This window comes from Paenibacillus sp. FSL R7-0048 (genome assembly GCF_038004505.1).
Classification (GTDB): domain Bacteria; phylum Bacillota; class Bacilli; order Paenibacillales; family Paenibacillaceae; genus Paenibacillus_AQ; species Paenibacillus_AQ odorifer.
The window spans coordinates 5,963,054-5,986,337 of the sequence record NZ_JBBORF010000001.1; the positions used below are offsets into that span (position 1 = coordinate 5,963,054).

Genomic DNA, 23,284 nt, shown 5'->3' on the forward strand with positions numbered 1-23,284 from the left:
CCGCTTTGACCGTCACCCGCGAGTGCAGATCGGCGTATCTTATAAACAGTAAGCCATATCTCAACAAGTCGGTATTACTCCGCAAAAGTCAGGAGGCTTGTGCATGAAAGTTCTATTTACGTTTTATGTACCGAGTGGCGGGGTGGAGACATTAAATAAGCTGCGATGTGAAAGTCTCCAGCGAAGTGGGATCGAATGCCATGTTTTATATCTAATGCCGGGTTCAGGCCAGAATACGACCAATTTTCCGGTATTTGTCTCATCTTCAGATGAAGAAATTAAAAATTTGCTGGAGACCCATAATTACGATGCCATTATTGTTACATCTGATTATTTATTACTGAAACGTCTGCGTGAACTCGGTTACCGCGGTATTATGATATACGAATCTCAAGGCCTTGGAAAACGCAGTCATGCGGAAACTCTGATCAGAGATGCCGTCCCTTATTTACGTTCTTATTGTAATGCGGTACTAATCCCGCCAACCGATCATTTATTGGAGCTGTTTATTGAAATCTGTCCCTGGCTGCATCGTTATGTAATTCCGAATATTGTTGATGTCCAGTCCTTTCAGCATATCCCTGCTGAACCTCCCGCTAATCCGGTTATCGCTTGGGTAGGCCGGCTAGAGAGCAATAAAAATTGGCGGGAATATTTGAGAATCGCCCATGATATTCGCCTTTATAAACCAGATATTCATTTGTGGATGTTCCATGATCCTAATTTAGCCGCAGAGGATCAGAAACAATCCTTTCAGGAAGAGCTACACGCCCTAGGGCTGAATGATCGTCTAAGTACTTTTACCAATATTCCTAATCATGTAATGCCGATTTATTATTCCTCGATCGCTAATTCTGGTGGATTCCTGTTAGCCACCTCCATTACAGAAGGATTTGGATACGCTGTTGCCGAAGCGATTTGCTGCACTTGTCCAGTACTTAGTACAGATTCCGATGGTGTCAGATCCTTTATTGTTCATAATGTCACGGGTAAATTTTACCCGCTTGGCAATATTCCAACTGCTGTCAACGAAGGACTGGAGCTTATGAACAATTTTCCTCTGCGAGAGGGTCTCCGCCAGCAAGGAAGAGGATATATGGTCTCACGCTTCGGAACTGAGAAGTATGCGCAGTCTTTTCGTGAAATGATGAATTCCTATGCCATCTTCTAACCGAAATCATGCAAAAAAACCTTCAAGCCACTTCTCACGTGGTATTGAAGGTTTTTTATATTTTAGGGGTATATTATAAAGAGTTCCGTGATACAATCTCAAACAACGCATTCTGAAACAATTGTGTGCTTTTTTCCCAAGTGAAACGTTGTGAATCCTGTTCACCCCTACGAGCAAGCCGCTGGCGCAAATCAGGGTCTTTGATCAAGGTTATGATATCATCCGCAAGCCGATTCTCAAACCGGTAAGACATTAAGCAGTTGTGGCCATGCCTGCCATATTCCATATTCCCACCGGAGTAAACAGTAACGAGTGCTGCTCCACAACGCATAGCCTCGATGCCTGGTAGCGATCCCGTATCATACGTACTTGAGCTTACAAAAATATCGCTCTCACTATAATGGTAACAAAGCTCAGTATCATTTGCAGGAGTCCTTATATGATATCGTTCGTCCGCTAATAAAGTTTGCAGGGTAGTCGACTCAGCAAATTCACCAGGTGGAATAATCAAATAAAGTTCAACTTCTGGATGAAGTCTTCTGACCCGATTTAACTGTTCAAGCAAATAGTCTTGTTCACGATGGCCTGAGAATCCACCCTCTGGCTTTCGCATAACCGCGGAAACTACAAGCTTATTTTCAGGTTCACGAATGTTCAAATTTCTAAAAACAGGATTCACACCAATGGGCACGATTGTCCCCTTAATGCCATGATTCTTCTGGACGATTTCTTGCTGCCAGCGGGAAAGTACGAGCAGATTGCTAGTTAAACTATAAGATGCAAAAGAGCGGCTATTGTCGGGTAAAAAAGTGGGCTCGTAGCAAAGTGCTAAGCGAATATGAATCCCTTTCCCCTCATTACTTGCCTGCTGCGATACCTCGACTGTGGTATAAAAGTTGGAGACAATCACGTCTCCCACTGGAAAATCATTGGCCGTTAATTCACCATCTGCCGCATAACGCAATTCACAATTCATCTCGTATTCAACGACACCATCGCTGGGTAGGAGAATCGTAATTTCATGACCGATTTCTGACAGACGATTAGCCAGTTCTGCCAGCATCCGTTGTGCTCCGCCCCTAGATAGAGTTAGAACAGGAAATATTAACTTCATTCCCCTCTCTCCTTTAGCAGCAGATGCGATAGAACCCCGTGATGTTTTGCTTGTACCAGTTCTATCTCTCTTTTCTGCGCCTCACTATGAATCACTGAACCCATCTCTTGATGCACTCGATAATCAAGCTGCGGATGCTCAATATAAGACCAGCTAAAATGCGGTAAAATACGCAGCCATAAATCATAATCTTGAGTATATAACAACATCTCATCAAACGTTCCTACGGCACGAAATATATCCATATGAAGAAGAACTGTACTCCCATTCACCGGACACCCCAACATCATAGTCTCAATAAAATGGGCTCTGCTGCTAAAAAGCATACTTACCGTATCTGAGATCCGTTCTCCCTGCTCATTTATATAATAATAGGCTGTATAGTTAAACAAAGTACCCGTACTTTTGAGCTTTTCTATTTGGTTTTTGATTTTATCCGGGTGAAATTGATCATCTGCACTGAGCCAGGCAAAATACGTTCCGGTAGCCACTTCTATCCCTTTGTTCAAAGCAGAAGCCGTCCCTCCATTACTCTTTTGTATATAAATGATTCTGTCACGGAAGGGGGCCAACTTCTCCAGCCATAGGGTAGAACCGTCATCGACTACAATAAGTTCTATATTCGGATAGCTTTGATCCAAGACACTTTGGATGGCGAGATAAACATACGAACAGTTATAAAATGGGATGATCACCGATACTTTAGGTTCTTCACTCATACGCGCTCACCTCCTTCACCCGGAGCTCAACTTTTATACTGTTTTACAAGCAAGCAGGGCATCTACTGGTGCATGGCCCTCCCCGAATGCTTCACGAAACGATGGGTTTTGGGCATGATGGAAACCTTTAAGTACCGTTACCTCATACCCAAGTGCAATAAAATCCTCCGGCTCCCATCCGCTCCGATGCTTTTGAAAATACTCTCCCTGCAAATGATAATGATCCATACCCTCCTGTGGAAAAAAGCCCCGAGGGGTAAATACAACTACTCGGTTATTGGCGATTCTTTCGGCCATCCCTAGCAGAGTCTTCGCTTCATTTTTATTAAAGTGCTCTATTGAATCAATAAAGGTAACCGCTGAAAATGTTTTGGGGAGGAATAATTTATCCATATGACTGGCATCTGCATGTACCGGAATAATATGAGGTGACTTATATTGACGATGCAGCAGGTACGGCCTGTGAATTTCTAATCCAAGCACTACTGCGGCTTCATATCGTTCAAGCAGGGTACCGGTGCCGCTGCCGATATCCAGAATACTCTGGCAGAATTTCAACTGTTCCAGTAAGACTGGCAGAAAGTCATTCACTTCAATTTCCCGGTACATTACCTTCAGCCCCCCATAGAAGAAATCAAGTGCTGCAGCGAATTCTTGTAGCGGGCATTGGTCGCAGCTGCCTCTGCCATAATTACATCAAAATATTTGATCGTTCCCATGCCCTCATGCGTCCGGTAAGCTGTGAGGGATTGATTCAACATCACCGGTGGATATCCGTTCAGAATGGCGCGGAACCATAAGTCATAATCATGGGTGTAAGGAAGTGATTCATCAAAAAGTCCGATGGCTCCAAACACCTCTCGTTTAAACATCACCGTACAGCCATTAATGGGATTACCGTGTAAAAAACAACGTAAGTAATCCAGGTGACTAGGAAACAATGGCGCAGCATTCAGCTGAACCAGCTGCGATTGAGCGTTAATATAATTAAAGTTGGTATAGGAGATTAACAAGTGGTTCTGCTCCATGAACAGAACCTGATTGTTGATCTTATCCCGATAAAATAAATCATCCGAGCTAAGCCAGACCACATAGTCCCCCGTTGCATTCAATATGCCGTGATTCAGTGCGGAGGCGGTTCCCCCATTGCCTTTGCCCAGATAATGAATTCGGGAAAGATACGGTGTAATTAGATTGCTATGGGCATGCGAGCCGTCATCAACAACAATGATTTCGTAAGGTTCCCAAGACTGGGAGAACGCACTTTGCAGGGCGTGCTCAATATAAGGACAATTATAAAAAGGAATCACTACCGAAACCTTCGGTCTCATAACAACCTCCCCTCCCCGCTAACTCGGTAATAATTCAAAATATCCATTAACGATTGGTTAAGCCCAATTTCCGGAAGCCAGCCCAGTGAAGTCACATCAGCCTCAGGGGTTGATGCTTCTGAATGAACCTGCTTATCCGCTGTGGCTGCGATCTCTGAAATAGCCCGTTCAGCATCTGCAGGTCCCCAGTCCATTGGCACTGGACCTACAGAATGACTGAGCAGCTGCTCCGCGATCTCCCCGAGTTCCCGCTGCTTCCCCGAATCGATGCGATAGATGGTTCCATTTGTACCTTTACGCAAAATGTAATCATAAGCTCTAACGGCATCTCTTACATCTAAAAAATCACGCAGCGCATAACGAGAAGAGAGCTTAAATGGAGGTATTTCCTCTTCTGGCTGGCCTTCACTTCGGACAATGTGCTGTGCTAATAAAGAGCAGAAGCCGGTGGAAGGACCGGGACCAATCAGATTACAGGGCTCAGCCAGCAGAACCGGCTGTTTAAATAAGGTGCCCCAAGCGAGGGACACCAGCTCTTCTATTGTTTTGCTAAGACTGTACGGGTGTGGTGGCCCAGCCACCACACCCGGTTTGAACTTAAGTCTGGAGCCTGCCACTAGAATCCGACTGCTCGGCAGGCTTCGCATGGCCTCCAGTAAATATAAGGTGGCCATCACATTGGTCTCCATATAAAGCAAGGGATTAAGCCATGACTCGGGTACGGAGTTCTTCCCAGCCAAATGAAGGACAGCGTCCGGTGCAGTTTGCTTGATCATCTCAGCTACTGCTTTCCGGTCACTTAAATCACAAACATAAATCTTTACTCCTTCTGGAAAAAGAGTGGAGGCAGCTGTCGATTGCGGCCGCAATACAGCGATAACCTCAGCCCCTCCTGCCGAAAATAATCGAACCGCATGTTGCCCGGTAAATCCACCGGCTCCGGTAATCAGAAGTCTTTGACCTGTCATAAATACATCTCTGACTGTTTCATCCAGTCAGCCAGTTCCTGCAGCATTAAAGGATATGAAGGCAGCGGCAAGAGGACATCCGCTCTTGTATTCACTAGTGTACGATCCTGAATATGTTCATCCTCAGGGATGATCTCCACATTTTCTTTATGAAAAGCCGCCTGAATATACTGAAGCAGCTCATATTTACTTACCGGCTCTGGATGCGCTAAATGGATCAGCCCCGATACGGGGGAATCCAGCATTACATCCACTGCTTTGGCTAATTGGAGCGTTGTGACCCCGTTCCACATCACCCGCCGGTATCCTGAAACTTTACCACTCTGCGCCAGGAACCAATCCATCAGACCAATACCGCCTGAGCGGATTTCGGGACCAATAATGGAAGTGCGAATCGTAAGATGCCCGGGTTTTTGCACCTCACCGAGACTTTTCGAAATTGCATATACAGAGGTTCCATCAGGAGCATCCTCTTCGGTGTACCCTCCGCGTGTTCCTTCGAACACGCAGTCGGTACTGATATGGATGAGCCTTGCCTGAACATCCTCCGCCTTTCGCCACAAGTGATGAGGGAGAAAGCCATTCACGTGGTAAGCCCCAATTTTGTCACGCTCCGCGAATTGATTGAGAACCCCCATTGCATTGATAATGCAATGAGGGGAAACGATATCGACCAGCTTCTCAACTCCGGCTATATCGTTCGCATCTACATACAGCCCGCCAAGATCGCTCTTATCCCGGGTTGTATGGAAGACGTGATGCTTGCCCTGGCGGCGAAAATAATCCGCCAGCATATGCCCCGCCATACCGTTTCCACCTAGGATAAGCAGCTTCATTGCAGGAACCCTCCCCGGATCAAGATGCTTTTGATCTCTTCCCGATCCATCAGATTCGTCTCTGAACTGAAGCTATTGAAAGAGACATGAGGATAAGCGCTATAATGTGCCTTTAATTCCGGCATGTTCAGCGTAGGGAGAATTACTAAATACTGTTCATCGTAGACAACGGTAGTTAAGCTTTCGAAATCGCTCATCAGAATCTCGTGGATTTTCTCCCCCGGACGAATCCCGGTCTCAACAATACTCACATTGGACTCTCCGGAAGCCTCAATCAGCACCTCAGCAAGATCGATAATTCGGCAGGTAGGCATAGTCATGACGAAGATTTCTCCACCCAAGCTAACCTCAGAAGCTTTAAATAATAACGTAATAGCATCGCGTAGGGTAAAAAAGAAGCGGGTCATTTTCATATCCGTAATGCGTACCTGACCCTTATCTTTAATCTGCTTCATGAACAAATGCACTACGCTGCCGTTCGTTCCGAGCACATTACCTCCGCGTACAGTAACGAACCGGGTGTTTGAGCCAATCAGATTGGCATAAACGAACAATTTTTCCCCGATCGCTTTGGTCATTCCATAGAAGTTGGATGGGTTCGCAGCCTTATCGGTAGAGATGTAAATTGCTTTCTCAACGCCATTTACAATGGCAGCTTCGATCACATTTTGAGTTCCCACTACATTGGTTTTGAGTGCTTCATAAGGCTGATCTTCACAGACTGGAACATGTTTGAGCGCCGCCAGATGAAAGATATAATCAACGCCACGGCAGGCTGCAATCAGCGCATCCTTGTCACGGATATCGCCAATGATAAAGCTGAGACGTTGATCTTCAAACTCCCGGCTCATCGCCACTTGAGCGGATTCACTGCGGGAGAATACGATGATTTCCTTAGGATTTTGTGGCAGAAGTTGCCTAATCAGCTCATGCCCCCAGGAACCAGTTCCGCCTGTGACCACAATCCTTTTATTATTGAACATGCAGGTTCCCTCCAAGCAAGAATTTAACTACCTTGACCGAAACATCCGGAGTCATGTATCCTTCCGGTGCCTCCCAATCCCGATTGAGCGCCGTCATCAGCTTGACGCTGCGCAGAATACTTTTCTGATCTACACCTGAGACTACATTGCTGCCACAATCTACTGTTTCTGGACGTTCCGTCGTTCTGCGAATCGTAACTGTTGGCACTTTCATCAAGCAGCATTCCTCCTGTACAGTCCCGCTGTCGGTGATGGCACATAAGGCGTGCTGTTCCAAATAGACAAAATCAAAAAATCCGAAAGGTTCATGAAATTCAACTAGTGGGTTCATTGGAAGGGAAAATTGCTCGGTAAGTTTGGAGCGAGTGCGAGGATGAATGCTGCATATTAAACGAATTCCAAAATGCTCAGCCACTGCGTTAAGACCCGACATAATTTGTACAAGGGACTCTGGATCATCTACATTCTCAGCACGGTGGGCCGTGACTAGGAAATACTGTCCTGAGGTAAGCTTCAGCTGCTCCAGAATGTCGCTGGTCTGGATTTTGTGCTCAAAATGGGTCATGACCTCATGGATCGGATTTCCTGTTAACACGATACGCCTGCTGGGGAAACCTTCGCTGATTAGATGTCTTTTGCTCTGCTGCGTATAAGGCATATTAATGGTCGAAACGGCGTCGATGACACGGCGGTTTTTCTCTTCTGGTACTTGGAGGTCATAGCAGCGGTTGCCCGCTTCCATATGCACCACCGGAATTCCCATACGTTCAGCCAAAATCGCGCATAACGCGCTGTTCGTATCGCCCAGAAGCAAAACGCGATCTGGCTGTTCTTTTAGTAAAATACTTTCTAACCCTCCGAACATGGCGGCAAGCTGGCCGCCTAGTCCTGCTTGTTTATCCTGCAGCACATAATCCGGTGCCCGCAGTCCCAGCTCAGCAAAGAAAATGCCGCTGAGACTGGCGGTGAAGTTCTGGCCTGTATGCACCAGGATGTGCCGCTCAGCATGTTCGTCGAGAAGCGGAATGATTACACTGAGGCGAATGATTTCAGGCCTCGTGCCTAAAATCGTCATGATCTTCATGAGTTCACTCCCCTGCCTGTTTAATTATGGTCTGACTTGGCTCAATCAGCGGACTGTGCTCTGGTTGCTGGATTGAGATCATTGAGCGGGAAATGTACCGTTCATTTGGCTCAGGTTGCTGGAATGAGCTCTTTTTGCGGGAAATGTACTGTTCATTGGGCCCAGGTTGCTGGATTGAGCTCATTTAGCGGGATTTATACCGCTCATTGGGCTCAGGTTGCTGGAATGAGCTCTTTTTGCGGGAAATGTACTGTTCATTTGGCTCCGGTTGCTGGAATGAGCTCAATGAAGGGCATTTTTGCCTCTCTTTGCGCTCAGCTAGCTGAATTCGACGTATTCGAGGGCAGATATGCCTCTCTTTGCGCTCAGCTTGCCGAATTCGACGCATTCGAGGGCAAATATGCCTCTCTTTGCGCTCAGCTTGCCGAATTCGACGCATTCGAGGGCAAATATGCCTCTCTTTGCGCTCAGCTTGCCGCTTCGCTGCAATCGAGGCATTTACGCCGCGCGCCGCCGTCCACCGCGGCGGGCCCGGCGGCGCTTACCCCCGGCAGTGCTGCGCCGCCGGGCAGAACCTTTACGCCGCTTGCGAGCAACGCGGCGTAAAACCAACGGGCGCCCGCTTCGCCGGCGCGCCCGGGCTTTGCCGCGCCGCTTGCGGGCGACGCGGCTTGGCAGGCCCTTGCTTCGCGGCGGCAAAGCCGGCGACGCTGCGGGTAAATCAGGCTGGACAGCGGGTGGTTCCACCACCACCACGCTGTCAGCCTCGCGCACCGCAGGTGCGCTGCAATAGCGGAGGTTCCACATCTCCGCAAGGCCCTGCAGGCGGCTCCGATAAGCCGCCGGACCATAGACGGCGTCGACGCGCTCCCGCGCTTGACTGCCTAGAGTCAACGCCAATCCCGGCTGCGCCAGCATGACGTTGACTCTTTCTGCCAGCGCGGAAATGTCCGATGCTGGCACGAGATTTTCGCCGCAGCCCGCTGCGTGCAGAATTTCCCGCAAGCCCCCAGAGTCGTAAGCGATCACGGGCTTTCCAAAAGCCATTCCTTCCAAAGCAGTCATACCGAAGCCTTCGCGGATCAGACTAGGAACCACTAGCACATCCATGGCGCAATAGGCAGATGGAAGACATTCAGCATAACCAACAAATTTAAACCGGGTGTACAGTCCCTCAAGCTTTACCTTGCGGACACAACGCTCATAATAGCTTTTATCGCCAGCTGACCCAATGACAACAAATTTCGAGCTTGGATGAACCGCGTGCACAAGCACAGCCATTTTCACAAAATGTTCTAGACCTTTTTCTTTGTTGATAAAAGAAGAAATATAACCGATCAGCTGTTCATGCGGTTTAACCCGCAATTCCCGCCGCCGTTCGCTCCGAAGCTTGCTCCAAGCCTCAATCATCATCTCTTTATCATTCCAAGAGGGAGGCAGCTGGATCACTTTTTCCGCTCTCACGTCCTCTGGAAAGCAAGCTGCAGCTGTTTGTGAAATAGCTAGTATCTCATCACTATTCCGATGAATCAGCCCTACACTAATAGGTGTATATTCATTGTCTGTTATCGTCTCTGATATTTTCCATATCACCGGAATGCCCAGTGACTTTGCAGCCATTGCTGGCAGAGCATGCACACAGGTACTTGTAATAACAAACGCCGGGCGCAGGGAATTCAGCCAGTCTGTTAATTCGTGATACTCCCTGCTTTCCTGGAATTTCTGAGCATCTGCCTCCAACCCTGCATAAGGAGTGTACATTCCATATAAAAGAGGAATCGAAAGCAACTGTACACTTATTCCACAGCTTCGAGCCTGAGAAGTCAGCTTGCCGTCCTGAGGCGCAACGAGAATACAATTAAAGTACGGAGAAAGCTCCTGAGCGAAAAACAACAATAGCTTCTCCGCTCCCGTAATACTGCGTGTATTGGATACATGTGAAAAGAGGACGATTGTAGCTTTGTCAGCCATGGCGTTTCGGCGCTCCCTAACGAGGGGCCTGGAGCAGCCATTCACCTCCTTAAAAAATTTACAAACTTTGCGCTAAGTTCTATCCTTCGCAGTAAAACTCTCTTTGAAAATGGTCGCTCCTGTGACTCGCAACATCGCTTCCGCTTCGCTCTAGAATCTCGTCAGTCAATTTCAATTCGCTCCCGAGCTTCGCCCCTTCACTTCCACTCTGCTCTCGAATCTAGCCAGTCGCTTCCGCTCCGCTATACAAGCCCGCTCCAGACGTTGCTTCTTTTCATCAGGCCACAGGCATAAGCTGAGGTTCGGTTCTACAGTATATCGAGGAAAAACAGATGCCGGCACGACACCTGTCCCCTGGTAAGCGCACATTTCCGTTCCATTTCCGGGCATATGACCTAGCCATAAATTACTGTTAACAGCTGGTGTATACGTTTGGTGTAGGTGTGATCCTTAAGCGTCCGTTCAAAAGCGCGCAGGGCAATCGCACGGCGTTCTTCCTCATGAGTCAGGTAATAACGGATTTTATCCATCATTTCTTGAGGGCTTGCAAAAGTCTCAATTTCTTCACCAGGTTTGTAGAAAGATCCCATATCATCTCTGGCATCCACTAATTGCAGCGTACCCGTAGCCGCGATTTCAAAAGTACGCGGATTAGGAGATACCGCCGGAATCGAAAGCGTATTGTTGTTCACTACTTCATCAATGTGCGAGCGGTGGAGGTTAATGACGATTTTGGATCCGCTGTAAGCTACCGCTGTTTCCTGTGGTGACATCCACTTGCCAATCTCAATTCGATCTCCATAGAGTGCCGCCTCAGGCAGACGGTCCCACCAGATGCCGTTAATCACCGTGTTATAGTTCATCAAATCCGGAAGAATCTCACGGAAGAAATTAACCCGGTTCCAATAGGCAGAGCCAATAAAACTAACTTCGCGATTCAATGGTGAACGTGTTGTAGTTGGACGGTAATGCTCGCGGTGAGCGGCAAAAGGAAGATAATGAACTTCAGGGCAGCCAAGTCCCTTATAAAAATCAATACAATTACGCTCAAGCGTGAACACAAAATCGTAATGCGCCACAATTTTAACTGTAAAATCAGTGTAATAAGGATCATCTGTAAGCCAAATGGCTGTCTTAATTCCGCTAGCCCGAAGAACGGAGATCTGCTCAAGCGGTAAATCCATACCATCCAGCACAAGTACCAGATCCGGTCTTTGAGCGGCGGCTAACTCCACTAAGTTTTGACGCACATCTGTTATCGTGACTTGTGTGGTTAATTTTTGCAGCGCGTAGAGGACTGCATCGTCTAATGGAGAGTAGGGATATCCTTTACCAGAAGCCACATACATTACATGAATATTCCGTACAGGAAATACTTCTTCTGGCCGACCATCTAAAATCGCAAGCCGTCCCCGTAAATATCCCTCATCATATCCGCCCTTAAAACCACTCAGACGACCACGAAGCTTTTCTTCCTCTGGAGGTGTCAGTGGTAGCGGTGGTGCAGGCATAATAAATTCATTGTTGTTCATCATCATCCTCGCTCCTTTATCCCGTTATAGATTTCATACACTTGAAGCAATCACATTCAGCAAATGAGGCAAACGCGCAGTGAATGTATGGTTCCGCATGGTTGTCTGTAGTCCCCGTAAAGCGTAAATTCGGCGCTCTTTTTCATGCTTCAGATAGTACTCAATCTTCTCCTGCAATTCCTTAGCAGAGCCAAAAGTATCCAAGTCATAACCTGGCCGATAATAATTGCCCAGATCCTCACGAACATCCGTAAGCTGCATAGTACCGCAGGCACTGATCTCATAAGTACGTGGGTTGATAGAGCGTGATGGTAAACGGAAGCTATTCCGGTTATCCTGCCCCTCCTCCCACGGACGGTGAATATTAATGACTAGCTTTGCACCACTGTAATAGTTCGCAGTTTCCTCAGGTGGGATAAAGCCATTGCTAATAAAAGGGGCAAGCTGGTCATAAGTCGCAAGCCGTTCCCAGAAGCCGCCAGCGATCAGCACCTTCTTATCCTTTAAATAGGGGGCAAGTTCATCAAACAGCGCTGTCCGATTATGAAATGCATTGCCAATAAACACAATGTCGTACTTATACTGCGGTGCCGTACGGCGCGGATAGAACATCTTTGGATTGACGCAAAGCGGTAAATAATGAACGGATGGAACTCCAAAGGATTGATAAAACTCCACACAACCGAGCTCATGCGTAAAGACGTGATCATAATGCCGGCAAATCACTGAAGTATCCTCTGTAAAATAAGGATCATCCACAAACCAGATCGCAGTCCGAATGCCCAGCTTTCTGATTTCTGTAATCTGTTCTAAATGATTTTCCGGAAAAACATGCAGTCCATTCATAACCAGCACTGCCCCGGGCATCTCCCGAGCTGCGGTCTCCAGCATAGTTTCTGGAGTGCTTATCACAAGCTCACTTACAAGCTGCTGAAGCGCCTCAATTACCCCAGTATCGATTGCATGGAACCCTTGAGGAACATACATTAGCTTAAATGGCCGACAGGCTTCGACCTCTACAGTACTCCGACGCTGCACAGCCTCACACATGCCAAGACGATATCCTTCGTGATAACCGTCGCGATAATCTCGCGGACGCTTGTGTTTTCTCCTTTTCGCTTTCACGGCCTTCACCCTGCCCCGTTGTATTCTCAAGACAGTATAACTATATGCGGAGTCAGCACTCGCCTCATGGACATCTGTCATTACTAAAACTAAATTGGCAGATGTACCCTGTCTTTTGCCCGGCTTGCCCGAACCCCGTCAGATTTCATCCACTCGCTGGATGCTGTTATACTATAAAGGTCTAGCTAGAGGCACTAAACTTGTCATCTCTGTCCAATCTGTCCGAAGATGATTACTTTTTGAAATTCACAAGGGGGGGAACTATGAATAACACCACGTTGTATTTGCGACACGCGGAGCTGCTGCGTGATCTGGTGCCATCCTTTCAAACCTATCCATTTCATCTGCCTGCTGTTCGAACGCTGGATCGCCTGACTTTTCAAAAACCAGTGACCTTTCTTGTTGGAGAGAACGGCACGGGCAAATCAACCTTGTTAGAGGGAATTGCTGCTGCTTGGGGCTTTAACCCTGAGGGTGGAACGCTAAACTTTTCTTTTAACACTCGTTCCTCGCATTCGAATCTTTATGAGTATTTTAGAATTGCTAGAGGGGTTAGACGGCCGAAGGACGGCTTTTTTCTGCGTGCGGAGAGTTACTATAATGTGGCTTCTTATATTGATGAGTTGGATGAACAACCCGGTGGCCCACCGATCAAAGACTCCTACGGAGGCAAATCTCTGCATGAGCAGTCCCACGGAGAGTCTTTTTTAGCTACATTCGTTCACCGTTTCGGCGGTCGCGGCCTTTATATCCTCGACGAGCCTGAAGCAGCGCTTTCCCCCTTACGTCAAATGTCTCTGCTGGTGCGTATGCATGAGCTGGTCGGACAGGATTCACAGTTCATTATCGCAACTCATTCCCCCATTCTGATGTCCTATCCCGGTGCTGAAATTTTTCTCTTGGAGGGGGAGGGAATACGGTCCGTCGCCTTGGAGGAAACCGAACATTATACCGTGACCAAAGCGTTTATGAACGATCGTCAAGGGATGTTGCGTGAGTTATTTGAAGATGAATAAGCATACACGACTTCGACGTCCCTTTAAGGACGGTAAGCGTTTAAGCGAGAAATATAAGGATAATTTACAACATGGAACATATAAATTCTTATATTATAGGCTATGTTAAATTCTAATGTTGATATTTGACCATAAGAAAACCGCCTTCGTTGAAAAGGCGGTTTATTGCTATCGTGTCCCGTTAGCGCAACGACTTACTCTGTTGAATTTCGTGTTCCTCAACATAAAGCGGCATCAGAGAAGGCGGATCGTACCTTATCGCGGCCTTTAAACGACAAAATGGTGCCGATAGCCATAGCCCCATAGCCGCAACGAAATAATAAGCCTAATCCGACAGTGCCCGCATGATGTTGGATTTCGCCTCTGCCGCAATTGCTTCATTCCCGTCATCGACCGCTTGCATTAAGATCAGTATGGGGATGTATACCGCGATTAGCCGCGCCAGCAGCTTCGTTTCCTCGTCCGCTCCTCCGTACGTTTCGAAAAACACGCCGCGAGCGTAAGGTGGTAAAAAGCTATAAGCAACGCTCAAATCGCAAGCCGGATGGCCTACGCTCAGATCGCCCCAATCAATGATGCCGGAAACGATCCCGTTCTCATTCACAAGCATATTTTTGAAATGAAGATCGCCATGTAGCAGTGCATTCACCGCCTCGACACGGTCCTTTTGCAGCCTGCTAATATACGCTTCGATCACACCGGACTCCTCCGGCGACAAGTGTTCAACCACCTTCGATAGAAAGCCCTCCAATTTCACTTTGCGCGATGCTATGTCCGTCAAGTTTCGATGATCTTGCTGAACTCCGCACTCCAGCGCCGCCTGCACCGGAAACTCATGCAATCTCCGCAAAAATTTCGCCAGCGTCTCTGCCGATAAAGCCCGGCGTTCTTCCGTCAAACCGATTGGGAAATCTCCTAGCACGTAGTCATAGCCAAGAAATGGTGCCGGGTATTCGTCACTTGCTTCGCCATAAAACAACGGTTTCGGATAGGGGATGGTTATATATGTCTCCAGCTTTGGCAGCAGCTTCCCTTCCATACGAATCGAGCCAACTGCAATCGTTCTTCTTGGAAACCGGAACACGTACTCGTCACCGATGAGAAAAACCGTATTGTCCCAGCCCCAGCCCAATCGCTTCACTTGCTTCGATGACAGCTGAGGGAATTGTCTGCCGATCAGCGTCCGCGCCTGCTCTTCGTTAACCTCCCACTCCGCATCCCATACATTCGTTCCTCCCATGAATTGTCTGCCTCCTCGTTCCTTACGTTATTTAGATGTTTACATTCCCTAAAAGTGAAGCGATCCATCCATTTCTTCAAGCGGCTGTGGGTGCTGTTTACGTTTTGGATATGGTACACGCCTTTCACACGTTGTTTTCCGTCGGTCTTGAATCGGTAATGAGTCATGCCTTTTGAATTCGCATAGGAGCTAAATGCCCTCCATGAATCAGTGCATAACACGTTTGAGTCAGATAGATGACCACCAATCGCTTCGTCTAATTTTGTAATCCGAATACGTCCACGCCCAAGTACGCCAGAGTAAGTCATTTTCTGACGGTCACGGGCAACCAGCACGCACACTTGATCGTGGCTTATACCACGATATTTCGCTTTGCCGCCACGTTTACGTGGCTTGCGTTCGGTAATATTCCGCTTGCCCTTTTCCGAGTAAAGAAAGTAGGTCTCGTCCATTTCAACAATATCTTGAAATGCTTCGGTTGGAATCTGCTTCAGAGCGGAAAGAATCTTATGCCGCCAGTAAAACAAGGTGACATGCGTGACTTCATCGTTTAACTGCTCTGCACATTTTCTCAGAGAAAAGCCCTCAATCATGCATTCGATAAACCGAACCCACATATGAGGTCGCCTCATTCGTTGCAGAGGGGTGTTCGTAAGGTCATTGAATGTTTGGCGACAGGACTTACAACGGTAACGTTGACGTTTAACCTCTCCAGTGCGTGTTCTTACAGCCTACTTTCCAAATCGAACAACAGAATGGTTTTTGCAATGCGGGCAAACAAGTCCATCTTTATGCTTCTGCTCTTGAATTTCATCAATCGCTCGAACTGGAAGTGCCACTCCCTTGGTTCGGGACTGCAAAAAGTAGATAAGTTCTCGCTTACCATTATCGTCCAACGTATCAGCAAGCTTTTTCAGTTCCTTTAAATCCATAGGCAAATCATCTCCGAACAGTTATATCGCCCTTATTATAGAACACTTGTTCGTAATTATGAAATATCAACAACAAAGTTTAACATAGCCATATTTTTAAAAAAACAGCAGGTCTCCAAATCGGAAACTTGCTGTTTGCTTTGTGTTATTTTGTGTTTGATAGGTTCTTGAAATTAGCGTCTCGCAATCCCCGTCAGCTTGTGAACAATCCATCCAAACATGACTACAACCATCATATCGAAGCACACATTAAACAAGAATAAATGCTTACCGATGTCAGCCCTTCCGTCCCCAAGAATCGGAACCAAGAAGGAGAAAATCCCTATTAGCCCTAGCAGCATCAGCAGCTCGCCGGCAACTTTGCCACGAATATCTCTGCTGCGGAAATACTGGAACAAAGCTCCCGCAAAATACACCAGATAGAATATGGAGAGAAATCCGAGCGTGTGCGGAATATGTTTGTTTTTGAATTGGCTCCATGCACTGTAAGTATAGGATAATGCACCTGCTGGTTTATTCTCGCTTTTCTCGTAGTTTCCTAGATAATACGGGCGAATCGCCATGCTGTTACTCGCAGCATATTTCATATTATCTATCAACCGGTCCGGATGCTTCAGATAGAAGAACAATACATCTTTATGAGATACACGGTCATAGAAGTCCGGAACCAGCGAAGGATCATCCTGCTTAATCACTGTATCGGTCTGAAAATAATTTGTACCCGCCAGTACCTCCAGCCGCTCCGGCAATCCGAGATCCTGCAAGTCTCCCTTCACATCCGGCGATTCGTTTAAGATCCCAAAAAACACCGTTTGATACAGATTAATATGCTTCAGATCTTTTGGCGCTGCCACATACAAAACGATGGATACAAGAAAGATGGCAATCGAAAAACGTAAAGCCAGCTTCCTCCATTTGCCCTCTCCGTCAAGCATCATAAACCGCAAAAAAATCAGAGCAAAGGCAATCCCAATGGGTGCATTCTGGATTTTGGAGGTGACCAGAAACAGAATTGCGATAAAAAACAAAGTTAATCCTTTAGTGGTTGGCTTCTCTTGGCTGGTTAATCTTAATCCTAATGCAAATGTCAGCAGCATAAACACCATCGACACTGGTTCTCCAAACAAGGAGTTGAAATAGGCCACATACCCGATATCGTAAAACACAAATAAGATAGCTGCTCCCAACAGCAGCCCTGTAACATAAGAGCCACGAGCATTATACTTCACCAGCAGCCAAGTTGCCGCCAGTAAAAGAAGCCCATAAACTGCACCCAGCAAACGAACATCAAAAAAGCTGTCATGGATGAGCCCGCCGATCAATCTCGGCAAAAGTACTATAAAAATCTGTGAGGAAGGATAAAAACCTCTAAATAAATTTTCATAAGCAAAACTGGAATGACTAAAATTGAAAAACTGGTCGGCATACGATGCTCCAGTGTCATAGTAGTTCAGACCGATGGTATTCATCATACGCAAAAAATCTCCGTTATCGGCAACACCAATAAAAGGCCCTACGAATAGCAAATAAATAATGATACCGCAGCCGGCAAGGCCTACGAGATACTCCGGTTTCCAGAACTTTTTCATGATTCCCCCTATCTCTGTGGTAACAGCTTCACATATTCGTCGGACAAATTCATTAGCTTCAAAATATACTCATAATCAGTCTGATATTTTGTGAAATCCGATACTGGCTTAAGCGTATCCAGCGACACAGCTTTACCATCAGCAAAATCTTTACCAGGCACATAGAGAATATCATCATTAAAGAAAGAACCAGAAGGCAAATAATACCGCATCCCTATCACATTACGATCAATGTTCAAGAGATCATGACCAAATGCTGTATAACCTTCTTCTTTTAAAGAAACCCCCAATAGGTTAGCTATTGTTGGGAGAATATCCAACTGTCCACCGGTTCTCTCTACTACCTTCCCTTGCTCCATTCCTGGTACATGTATAATCAATGGAATATTAAAGCGACTGATCCGGGAATCGTATGGAATCCCCAACGCACTTTCTACTTGCTCCGGTGGCACATCCTGCGGCTGCAAGCCAAAATGATCGCCATACATCACCAGCACAGTGTTATCCCACATTCCATTTTTCTTCAAACCCTCTATTAAAGTTCCAATGGCATAATCAGTATAGTTAATAGCAGTCAAATAATCGCCAAGCATCGTGTTTTTTAACTCATCAGGCACTGATATCTTCTTAAAAGAGTCCGGAATTTGGAAGGGATGATGGCTGGACGCCGTCACCATTTGTGCGTAGAAAGGAGTTCCTTTCTTCTGCAGCTCTGCCAATTTCTCGACACCCGTAATATAAAGCTGTTCATCGGAAGCACCAAACGCATTAAAATGATCATTGGTAAAATAATCTTTATCATAATAGCCGTTAAATCCAAGTGCAGGATATAGCTCATTCCGATTCCAAAAGCCCACTTGATTCACGTGAAAGGTGTACGCCTCATATCCTTTATCTCTCAGCAGACGTGGTAGGCTCGGCAGTTCTCTGTCCCCGAATCCAGTGGACATTGCCAAGGTCCCGATTGGATAAATCGACGTGTTGCTCATAAATTCAGCGTCAGAAGTATTGCCCGGACCAATCTGCTGGTAGACATGGGGAAAGTAAAATCCCTCATCTGCCAACTTGTTCAACACTGGAGTCAGCTCTTGACCCTTCAGGGATTGATGCAGCGGGAAGTTTTGGAAAGCTTCCATTTGGATGACAATTACATTTTTGCCCTTTTGCGAGCCAAAATAATCAGGTGCTGTGCCCGCGGCCTTACTACTATAAGGATAGGAAGCTTGCAGTTCATCAATCTTCGCGATGGTATCCTTAATATCTCCGGTTCCAATGAGATTGTTATCTTCCTTGACCTTAATTGCGGCAACGACCTCATAATTCAGGAATCCGGCACTTTCTGCCTGCACAAGCTCATTTGTAATTCCCCGCGCAGAATTGACAGAATTGGCCGATAAAGCAAAACCTCCAAGAATAGCCACCAGAATCACCATCATATGTGCCAATCGTGTGTTCCGGGAGCTGAATCGCTCACGCTCACGCGGATAGGCTTTTCCATGCTTCCATCTGCGGATCAAGACATAGATTGCCATGATCACAAAATCAGCGAAAAATAAATAATCAATAGTCTGTATCGTTGATTCTACGCTTGCCTTCACTTGAAACACCTGATTCAGTTCATATAAAGCCAGATACGTAGGAACAGAACCAAAGTGATTGAAATATACACTGGCTGCGAACAGCAGCAGCGATAATATCCCGTTAAATGTCCAATAGACAGCTGTTCTCACCCGCGAAGGAGTAATGACTGTCAGTATCCCCATGATGAAGAGGACTGGAGCAACATCTGCTGCAATCCACTCCCAAGCAATTCTATCAAAGAACAGCACTCTCAGCAGGAGCAGCTTCAACCATAGCAGCAGGACAACAATATAGAACTGAGCTCGATTCGGCCCGTGCTTTTTCACGTTTTAATCCCCTCTTACCTTTTCATTTGTTCTGATTATGAACTCTATTCATCTTTTCTGTAAAATATCAGATTGTTCTAGTATAACAATACTTACTTTTTTTATCAAAAATGTGCACCTTTCGCTCCCACTACAAATAGGGAAATCCCACGCCTTTTCGGCTGTGGAACCTCCCTATTTAAGCCTATTATGTTATGCCTTTCAATCTAAGACTGGCTTGCTGGCAAATCCTCTTTTACCTTCCAGATCGTTAAATCACTATCATAATATACAGTGATCTCAGGACTGCCAAGCTTATGAAAGGTGAGATTCCCGGGCTCCTGATCTCTTTTAAGCAAGCTATATTCGCTCACATCAGCAACGCTAAATATCTTAGTCAGCAGAGGTGCTGCCTTCTCACGTAGGCGATCCCCATCAATTAGAGACAGCTCCCGGTCTAATACCGTTAGTTGTTTGGGATCTGTTTTATCACTAGCACGAGGATTTGTATCACTAATCTGCTCAATCCTTCTAGTAACAGTATCGAACGTAACCGAAACCTTTGATCCGTATTGCAGCGTAAGCGTATCCTGATCCTTGTCCATAGCCCGAAATACTAAACTAAGCTCTTCACCTCCGTTACCTCTCAACACCTTCAAGGCCTGTTCCCCAGCTTGACGCATCTCTTCTGATACCGCCGAGGCCTCAAGCGTGGCTGATGCGTAATCGAATTCACCATTTACAAATCCGATACGCCATTTCTCCGCCCTAAAGTTATTCTCAATTTTCACGCCAGAATGTTGTGTAACATCATATTCAACGTATCTGAGCACTTCATAAGCTGAATCATTCGCATAACCCAGTTTGCCCTTGATCTCTTCCGCACGGGTATTCATTTCAGCGTCGATCTCCGCAGCTGTCAGAATCCTACTCATCTTCGTTTGCACCAGTTCTCCTGTCTCATAATTGATCCAGATATATGCGGAGTCCTCACCTTTCTGGTAAGAGTAAAATATCTGCTGTTGCTCCTTAAGCCATTCCCGGTGATCTAGCGGATAAGTCTTTCCAAGTAAACTCTGCATCACCTGATCTGCGTTCCGCTGTAGCTCAGCCTCCGTGAAATGCGACGAAACCTCAGTTTGCGCAGGGTTGCTTGATTCATTACCGAGGAACCTTCCGTTCAGAAAGAATACACCTAAGCCCAACAATACAATAAAACTCGCCACAGCCAACAATTGCACAGGCAGTCTTTTTCCTGAGTAAGATTTCGCTCCCTGTTGATCTTCTTGAATTCGGCGAATGACGTTGTCTGCATGCCTCATAGTAAACTTTTCATTTCCAAAAGGTCCTTTTCGGGCCTGAGCATACCATTCCGGTTTATGATCCTCCATCATTCTACCCCCTTTAATTTGTTCTGAATTTTTTGCCGCGCTCGGTGCAATCTTGATTTTACCGTTCCGTGACTCAAGTTCATCAGTTCAGCTATTTCTTTTATAGAGAGCTCATATTTCAAATCCAGGACCAATATTTCGCGCAGCTTTGGAGACAATGCCATAATTAGATCCCATATCTCACCAATGGACTGATTACCCAAATACTCCATCTCCGCAGATCGGGCTACGCCAAGAGGTTCGACAGTTTTTTCCCGCTGCTTCACATCAACCGTGGACAATGGCTGTACACCACCCCATAAGCCCGAACGAAAAAAGCGCGATTTCCGGTGCGAAAAAACAGTATTCCTGGCAATCGTAAGCAACCATGCTTTAAATGAAGAATTCCCCCGGTACGTTCCAATCCGGTAATAACATTTAATGAATACTTCTTGAGCCAGATCATCGGCTTGTTCAGAATTTTTGGTAAGATAATAGATATAATTCCATATATCCTCTCCGTAACGGCTCATGATTTCTCTTAGTTGCTGTTCATTCATCGTCTCGCTATGCTGAAGACCTTCCAGTTCCAATTAGCTTCACCTCACTTAATACGACCTCACAAAAGGCACTTTAGTTCCCTTATGTTCATATTTTCTCATAAAAAAACAGGGGGTCCAGTGATGATCCCCTGCGAATGATAAGATATCCGAATCCGAATCGACCTCTCCCCTCAAACGATCGAGGTATGCGTGAGTAATCTTTTAATAGAACGGTTAGCTTCATTTAGTACAATTTCTTTATCCACAGTCTTTAGCAAACCTCTTTCCATCACGATCTCCCCGTCGATTATCGTTGTCTCCACATCTGCCCGCGTAGCGGAATATACAATTCTAGAGATGGGATCTACGTCGTAAGAGGGGAAGGTATGAAAATTGTAGAGATTAAGGAGCACTAGATCTGCTTTTTTGCCTACCTCGATACTCCCGATCTTATCCTCCATCCCTACGGCCTTCGCCCCACCAATAGTAGCCATACGGAATACACTGCGGGCATCCATGGTTGTGGGTCCGTGATGAGGCTTTTGAATAATCGCCGCCAATCGCATCTCATTTAACATATCCAGATTGTTATTGCATGGAGCGCCATCCGCTCCCAGACTAAGAGAAACATGCTCATGAAGCATCCCTGGTGTGTCGGCAATTCCGGAGGCCAATTTCAGATTGGAACCCGGGCAATGACTTACATGCACTCCTCGATCCCGCAAAATCCGCCGCTCCTCAGCATCCAGCCACACGCAATGCGCCAGTATAAGCCGTTCATTGGCTAATCCTAGATGGTCCAGATAGACGATGTTACGCATGCCAGTCATGGCCTGCACAATCTCAATTTCCCCTAAATTCTCAGACGCATGAGTATGCACCTTCACATCGTATCTTGCGGACAGATCTCGCACCTCGGTTAATAAAGGCTCTGTACAGGAAATCACAAAACGTGGAGAAAATGCATACTGAATCCGGCCGTTTCCATAACCATTCCATTTTTCCAGTAGATCGACACTTTCCTGCAAAGAAGATGCGGTATCCTCCTGCAGCGCCTCAGGCACATCTCCCCCTTTTTGATCCATCATCACCTTGCCGGACAAGGCCCGGATTCCACTTTTAGCTATAGCCTGAAACGCAAAATCCGTATGATGGACAGTCTCCATATCCACAATCGTCGTCGTGCCGCTGGTGATCAGTTCGCCGATGCCAAGCATAGCCGAATAATAAAGGGATTCTTCATCATGCGCGGCCTCTAATGGCCAGATTCGTTTGCGCAGCCAATCCATCAGCTCCAGATCGTCCCCTTTACCTCGGAATAACGTCTGGCATAAATGAATATGAGTCTGGATAAAACCCGGAATCAATGTACGGTTCGTAGCATCAATGATCTGCTCGTCGCCCTGCGGGATAAGGCCAGTGCCGATTTCAACAATGAGATCATCCTTAATCCGGACATCCCCGTGTATAATTTCCTCTTGCTTGTTCATCGTAATGATTTCGGCATTTTTGATCAAAATATTTCCCATAGCCCTTCTCCCCCTCATTGAGTTAATTCCAGTACAACCTCACGCATGTAGCACAAAAAGGCCACAAAAATATGCCTGAGCATATTTTCGTAGCCAGAAATTTACGGTTCCCGGTAGAGACCCTTAAACCAATTATTAAGGATATACGAAAAAAAAGACTATTCATTTGTAATTTGAATAGTCCAATAATAATCTAAAGACAGGTTACATGTCAATATATATTACATATAAAATCGATTTTGTTTTATTAATACTGTTATATAAAAGTGATTTAGTATTTTATGTTATGTTAAATAACATAATTCGATTTATGATCACGATTATTCTGTTTGAAGAAAATTTCGAT

20 protein-coding genes, 1 pseudogene and 1 riboswitch are annotated in these 23,284 nt (G+C 46.2%); of the genes and pseudogenes, 2 read left to right on the forward strand and 19 right to left on the reverse strand.

Annotated elements, in window-relative coordinates:
• Positions 1-103: 103 nt before the first annotated feature.
• On the forward strand, positions 104-1,171 hold the full coding sequence (locus NSQ91_RS26420; protein WP_076305603.1) for a glycosyltransferase family 4 protein: 1,068 nt from the start codon (positions 104-106) through the stop codon (positions 1,169-1,171).
• A 73-nt stretch (positions 1,172-1,244) separates the two neighbouring features.
• Here the strand turns inward: NSQ91_RS26420 and NSQ91_RS26425 are convergent, their stop codons facing one another.
• The 12 genes from NSQ91_RS26425 to NSQ91_RS26480 all read right to left on the reverse strand — a co-directional run bounded on the left by NSQ91_RS26425 (position 1,245) and on the right by NSQ91_RS26480 (position 12,843).
• The gene (locus NSQ91_RS26425) at positions 1,245-2,285 is read right to left on the reverse strand and encodes a glycosyltransferase family 4 protein (RefSeq protein WP_076305604.1); all 1,041 of its coding nucleotides are present in this window, start codon (positions 2,283-2,285) and stop codon (positions 1,245-1,247) included.
• On the reverse strand, positions 2,282-3,004 hold the full coding sequence (locus NSQ91_RS26430) for a glycosyltransferase family 2 protein (RefSeq protein ID WP_076305605.1): 723 nt from the start codon (positions 3,002-3,004) through the stop codon (positions 2,282-2,284). The genes NSQ91_RS26425 and NSQ91_RS26430 overlap by 4 nt, the downstream gene beginning before the upstream one ends.
• A 33-nt stretch (positions 3,005-3,037) precedes the next feature.
• Entirely contained in the window at positions 3,038-3,613 is a 576-nt protein-coding gene (locus NSQ91_RS26435) for a class I SAM-dependent methyltransferase (RefSeq protein ID WP_076141519.1), read from the reverse strand.
• Positions 3,614-3,618: 5 nt separating this feature from the next.
• Positions 3,619-4,335, reverse strand: a complete 717-nt coding sequence (locus NSQ91_RS26440; RefSeq protein ID WP_076130428.1) for a glycosyltransferase — start codon at positions 4,333-4,335, stop codon at positions 3,619-3,621.
• Positions 4,332-5,303, reverse strand: coding sequence for an NAD-dependent epimerase/dehydratase family protein (locus NSQ91_RS26445; protein WP_076305606.1), 972 nt, complete (start codon positions 5,301-5,303; stop codon positions 4,332-4,334). Before NSQ91_RS26445 ends, NSQ91_RS26440 begins: the two co-directional genes overlap by 4 nt.
• Positions 5,300-6,139 carry a dTDP-4-dehydrorhamnose reductase family protein gene (locus NSQ91_RS26450; RefSeq protein WP_076305607.1) on the reverse strand — a complete coding sequence of 280 codons (840 nt, stop codon included), beginning with the start codon at positions 6,137-6,139 and terminating at the stop codon, positions 5,300-5,302. The genes NSQ91_RS26445 and NSQ91_RS26450 overlap by 4 nt, the downstream gene beginning before the upstream one ends.
• Positions 6,136-7,122 (reverse strand): polysaccharide biosynthesis protein, encoded by a 987-nt coding sequence (locus NSQ91_RS26455; protein ID WP_036679704.1) that lies wholly within the window; start codon positions 7,120-7,122, stop codon positions 6,136-6,138. The genes NSQ91_RS26450 and NSQ91_RS26455 overlap by 4 nt, the downstream gene beginning before the upstream one ends.
• Positions 7,112-8,206: a non-hydrolyzing UDP-N-acetylglucosamine 2-epimerase gene (gene wecB / locus NSQ91_RS26460; RefSeq protein ID WP_076103696.1), complete on the reverse strand. Its 1,095-nt coding sequence runs from the start codon at positions 8,204-8,206 to the stop codon at positions 7,112-7,114. Before wecB ends, NSQ91_RS26455 begins: the two co-directional genes overlap by 11 nt.
• A gap of 498 nt (positions 8,207-8,704) precedes the next feature.
• Complete coding sequence (locus NSQ91_RS26465; RefSeq protein ID WP_076280493.1) at positions 8,705-10,177, reverse strand: glycosyltransferase family 4 protein; 1,473 nt, start codon at positions 10,175-10,177, stop codon at positions 8,705-8,707.
• Positions 10,178-10,348: 171 nt separating this feature from the next.
• Complete coding sequence (locus tag NSQ91_RS26470; protein WP_175619029.1) at positions 10,349-10,519, reverse strand: hypothetical protein; 171 nt, start codon at positions 10,517-10,519, stop codon at positions 10,349-10,351.
• A gap of 53 nt (positions 10,520-10,572) precedes the next feature.
• A complete protein-coding gene (locus NSQ91_RS26475) occupies positions 10,573-11,688 on the reverse strand; it encodes a CgeB family protein (protein ID WP_076134266.1) in 1,116 nt (371 codons plus the stop codon).
• 54 nt (positions 11,689-11,742) lie between these two features.
• Positions 11,743-12,843, reverse strand: a complete 1,101-nt coding sequence (locus NSQ91_RS26480; RefSeq protein ID WP_076098583.1) for a CgeB family protein — start codon at positions 12,841-12,843, stop codon at positions 11,743-11,745.
• Positions 12,844-13,097: 254 nt separating this feature from the next.
• On the opposite strand from NSQ91_RS26480, the gene NSQ91_RS26485 reads away from it, so the two are divergent.
• The gene (locus NSQ91_RS26485; protein WP_076130435.1) at positions 13,098-13,850 is read left to right on the forward strand and encodes an AAA family ATPase; all 753 of its coding nucleotides are present in this window, start codon (positions 13,098-13,100) and stop codon (positions 13,848-13,850) included.
• 325 nt (positions 13,851-14,175) lie between these two features.
• Here the strand turns inward: NSQ91_RS26485 and NSQ91_RS26490 are convergent, their stop codons facing one another.
• From NSQ91_RS26490 to NSQ91_RS26520, 7 genes and pseudogenes are all read right to left on the reverse strand, one after another.
• The gene (locus tag NSQ91_RS26490; RefSeq protein WP_076280494.1) at positions 14,176-15,090 is read right to left on the reverse strand and encodes a phosphotransferase; all 915 of its coding nucleotides are present in this window, start codon (positions 15,088-15,090) and stop codon (positions 14,176-14,178) included.
• 26 nt (positions 15,091-15,116) lie between these two features.
• Positions 15,117-16,022 (reverse strand): annotated as a pseudogene (locus NSQ91_RS26495) (IS1595 family transposase); the annotation flags it as partial.
• A 173-nt stretch (positions 16,023-16,195) separates the two neighbouring features.
• Positions 16,196-17,611 (reverse strand): glycan biosynthesis hexose transferase WsfD, encoded by a 1,416-nt coding sequence (gene wsfD, locus NSQ91_RS26500; RefSeq protein ID WP_076307421.1) that lies wholly within the window; start codon positions 17,609-17,611, stop codon positions 16,196-16,198.
• Positions 17,612-17,619: 8 nt separating this feature from the next.
• Entirely contained in the window at positions 17,620-19,518 is a 1,899-nt protein-coding gene (locus tag NSQ91_RS26505; protein ID WP_340920574.1) for an LTA synthase family protein, read from the reverse strand.
• A gap of 206 nt (positions 19,519-19,724) precedes the next feature.
• Entirely contained in the window at positions 19,725-20,891 is a 1,167-nt protein-coding gene (locus NSQ91_RS26510; protein WP_175623585.1) for a hypothetical protein, read from the reverse strand.
• Positions 20,888-21,460 carry an RNA polymerase sigma factor gene (locus NSQ91_RS26515; RefSeq protein WP_076302429.1) on the reverse strand — a complete coding sequence of 191 codons (573 nt, stop codon included), beginning with the start codon at positions 21,458-21,460 and terminating at the stop codon, positions 20,888-20,890. Before NSQ91_RS26515 ends, NSQ91_RS26510 begins: the two co-directional genes overlap by 4 nt.
• 140 nt (positions 21,461-21,600) lie before the next feature.
• A complete protein-coding gene (locus NSQ91_RS26520) occupies positions 21,601-22,938 on the reverse strand; it encodes a 5'-deoxyadenosine deaminase (protein ID WP_076305611.1) in 1,338 nt (445 codons plus the stop codon).
• A gap of 70 nt (positions 22,939-23,008) precedes the next feature.
• Positions 23,009-23,107: riboswitch (purine riboswitch) on the reverse strand.
• Positions 23,108-23,284: the final 177 nt, after the last annotated feature.

Excerpts from the sequence above, each read along its gene's own strand:
- NSQ91_RS26420 (WP_076305603.1), top strand. The coding sequence starts at position 104 with ATGAAAGTTCTATTTACGTTTTATGTACCGAGTGGCGGGGTGGAGACA.
- NSQ91_RS26425 (WP_076305604.1), bottom strand. The coding sequence starts at position 2,285 with ATGAAGTTAATATTTCCTGTTCTAACTCTATCTAGGGGCGGAGCACAA.
- NSQ91_RS26430 (WP_076305605.1), bottom strand. The coding sequence starts at position 3,004 with ATGAGTGAAGAACCTAAAGTATCGGTGATCATCCCATTTTATAACTGT.
- NSQ91_RS26435 (WP_076141519.1), bottom strand. The coding sequence starts at position 3,613 with ATGTACCGGGAAATTGAAGTGAATGACTTTCTGCCAGTCTTACTGGAA.
- NSQ91_RS26440 (WP_076130428.1), bottom strand. The coding sequence starts at position 4,335 with ATGAGACCGAAGGTTTCGGTAGTGATTCCTTTTTATAATTGTCCTTAT.
- NSQ91_RS26445 (WP_076305606.1), bottom strand. The coding sequence starts at position 5,303 with ATGACAGGTCAAAGACTTCTGATTACCGGAGCCGGTGGATTTACCGGG.
- NSQ91_RS26450 (WP_076305607.1), bottom strand. The coding sequence starts at position 6,139 with ATGAAGCTGCTTATCCTAGGTGGAAACGGTATGGCGGGGCATATGCTG.
- NSQ91_RS26455 (WP_036679704.1), bottom strand. The coding sequence starts at position 7,122 with ATGTTCAATAATAAAAGGATTGTGGTCACAGGCGGAACTGGTTCCTGG.
- wecB (WP_076103696.1), bottom strand. The coding sequence starts at position 8,206 with ATGAAGATCATGACGATTTTAGGCACGAGGCCTGAAATCATTCGCCTC.
- NSQ91_RS26465 (WP_076280493.1), bottom strand. The coding sequence starts at position 10,177 with ATGGCTGACAAAGCTACAATCGTCCTCTTTTCACATGTATCCAATACA.
- NSQ91_RS26475 (WP_076134266.1), bottom strand. The coding sequence starts at position 11,688 with ATGCCTGCACCACCGCTACCACTGACACCTCCAGAGGAAGAAAAGCTT.
- NSQ91_RS26485 (WP_076130435.1), top strand. The coding sequence starts at position 13,098 with ATGAATAACACCACGTTGTATTTGCGACACGCGGAGCTGCTGCGTGAT.
- NSQ91_RS26490 (WP_076280494.1), bottom strand. The coding sequence starts at position 15,090 with ATGGGAGGAACGAATGTATGGGATGCGGAGTGGGAGGTTAACGAAGAG.
- wsfD (WP_076307421.1), bottom strand. The coding sequence starts at position 17,611 with ATGAAAAAGTTCTGGAAACCGGAGTATCTCGTAGGCCTTGCCGGCTGC.
- NSQ91_RS26510 (WP_175623585.1), bottom strand. The coding sequence starts at position 20,891 with ATGATGGAGGATCATAAACCGGAATGGTATGCTCAGGCCCGAAAAGGA.
- NSQ91_RS26520 (WP_076305611.1), bottom strand. The coding sequence starts at position 22,938 with ATGGGAAATATTTTGATCAAAAATGCCGAAATCATTACGATGAACAAG.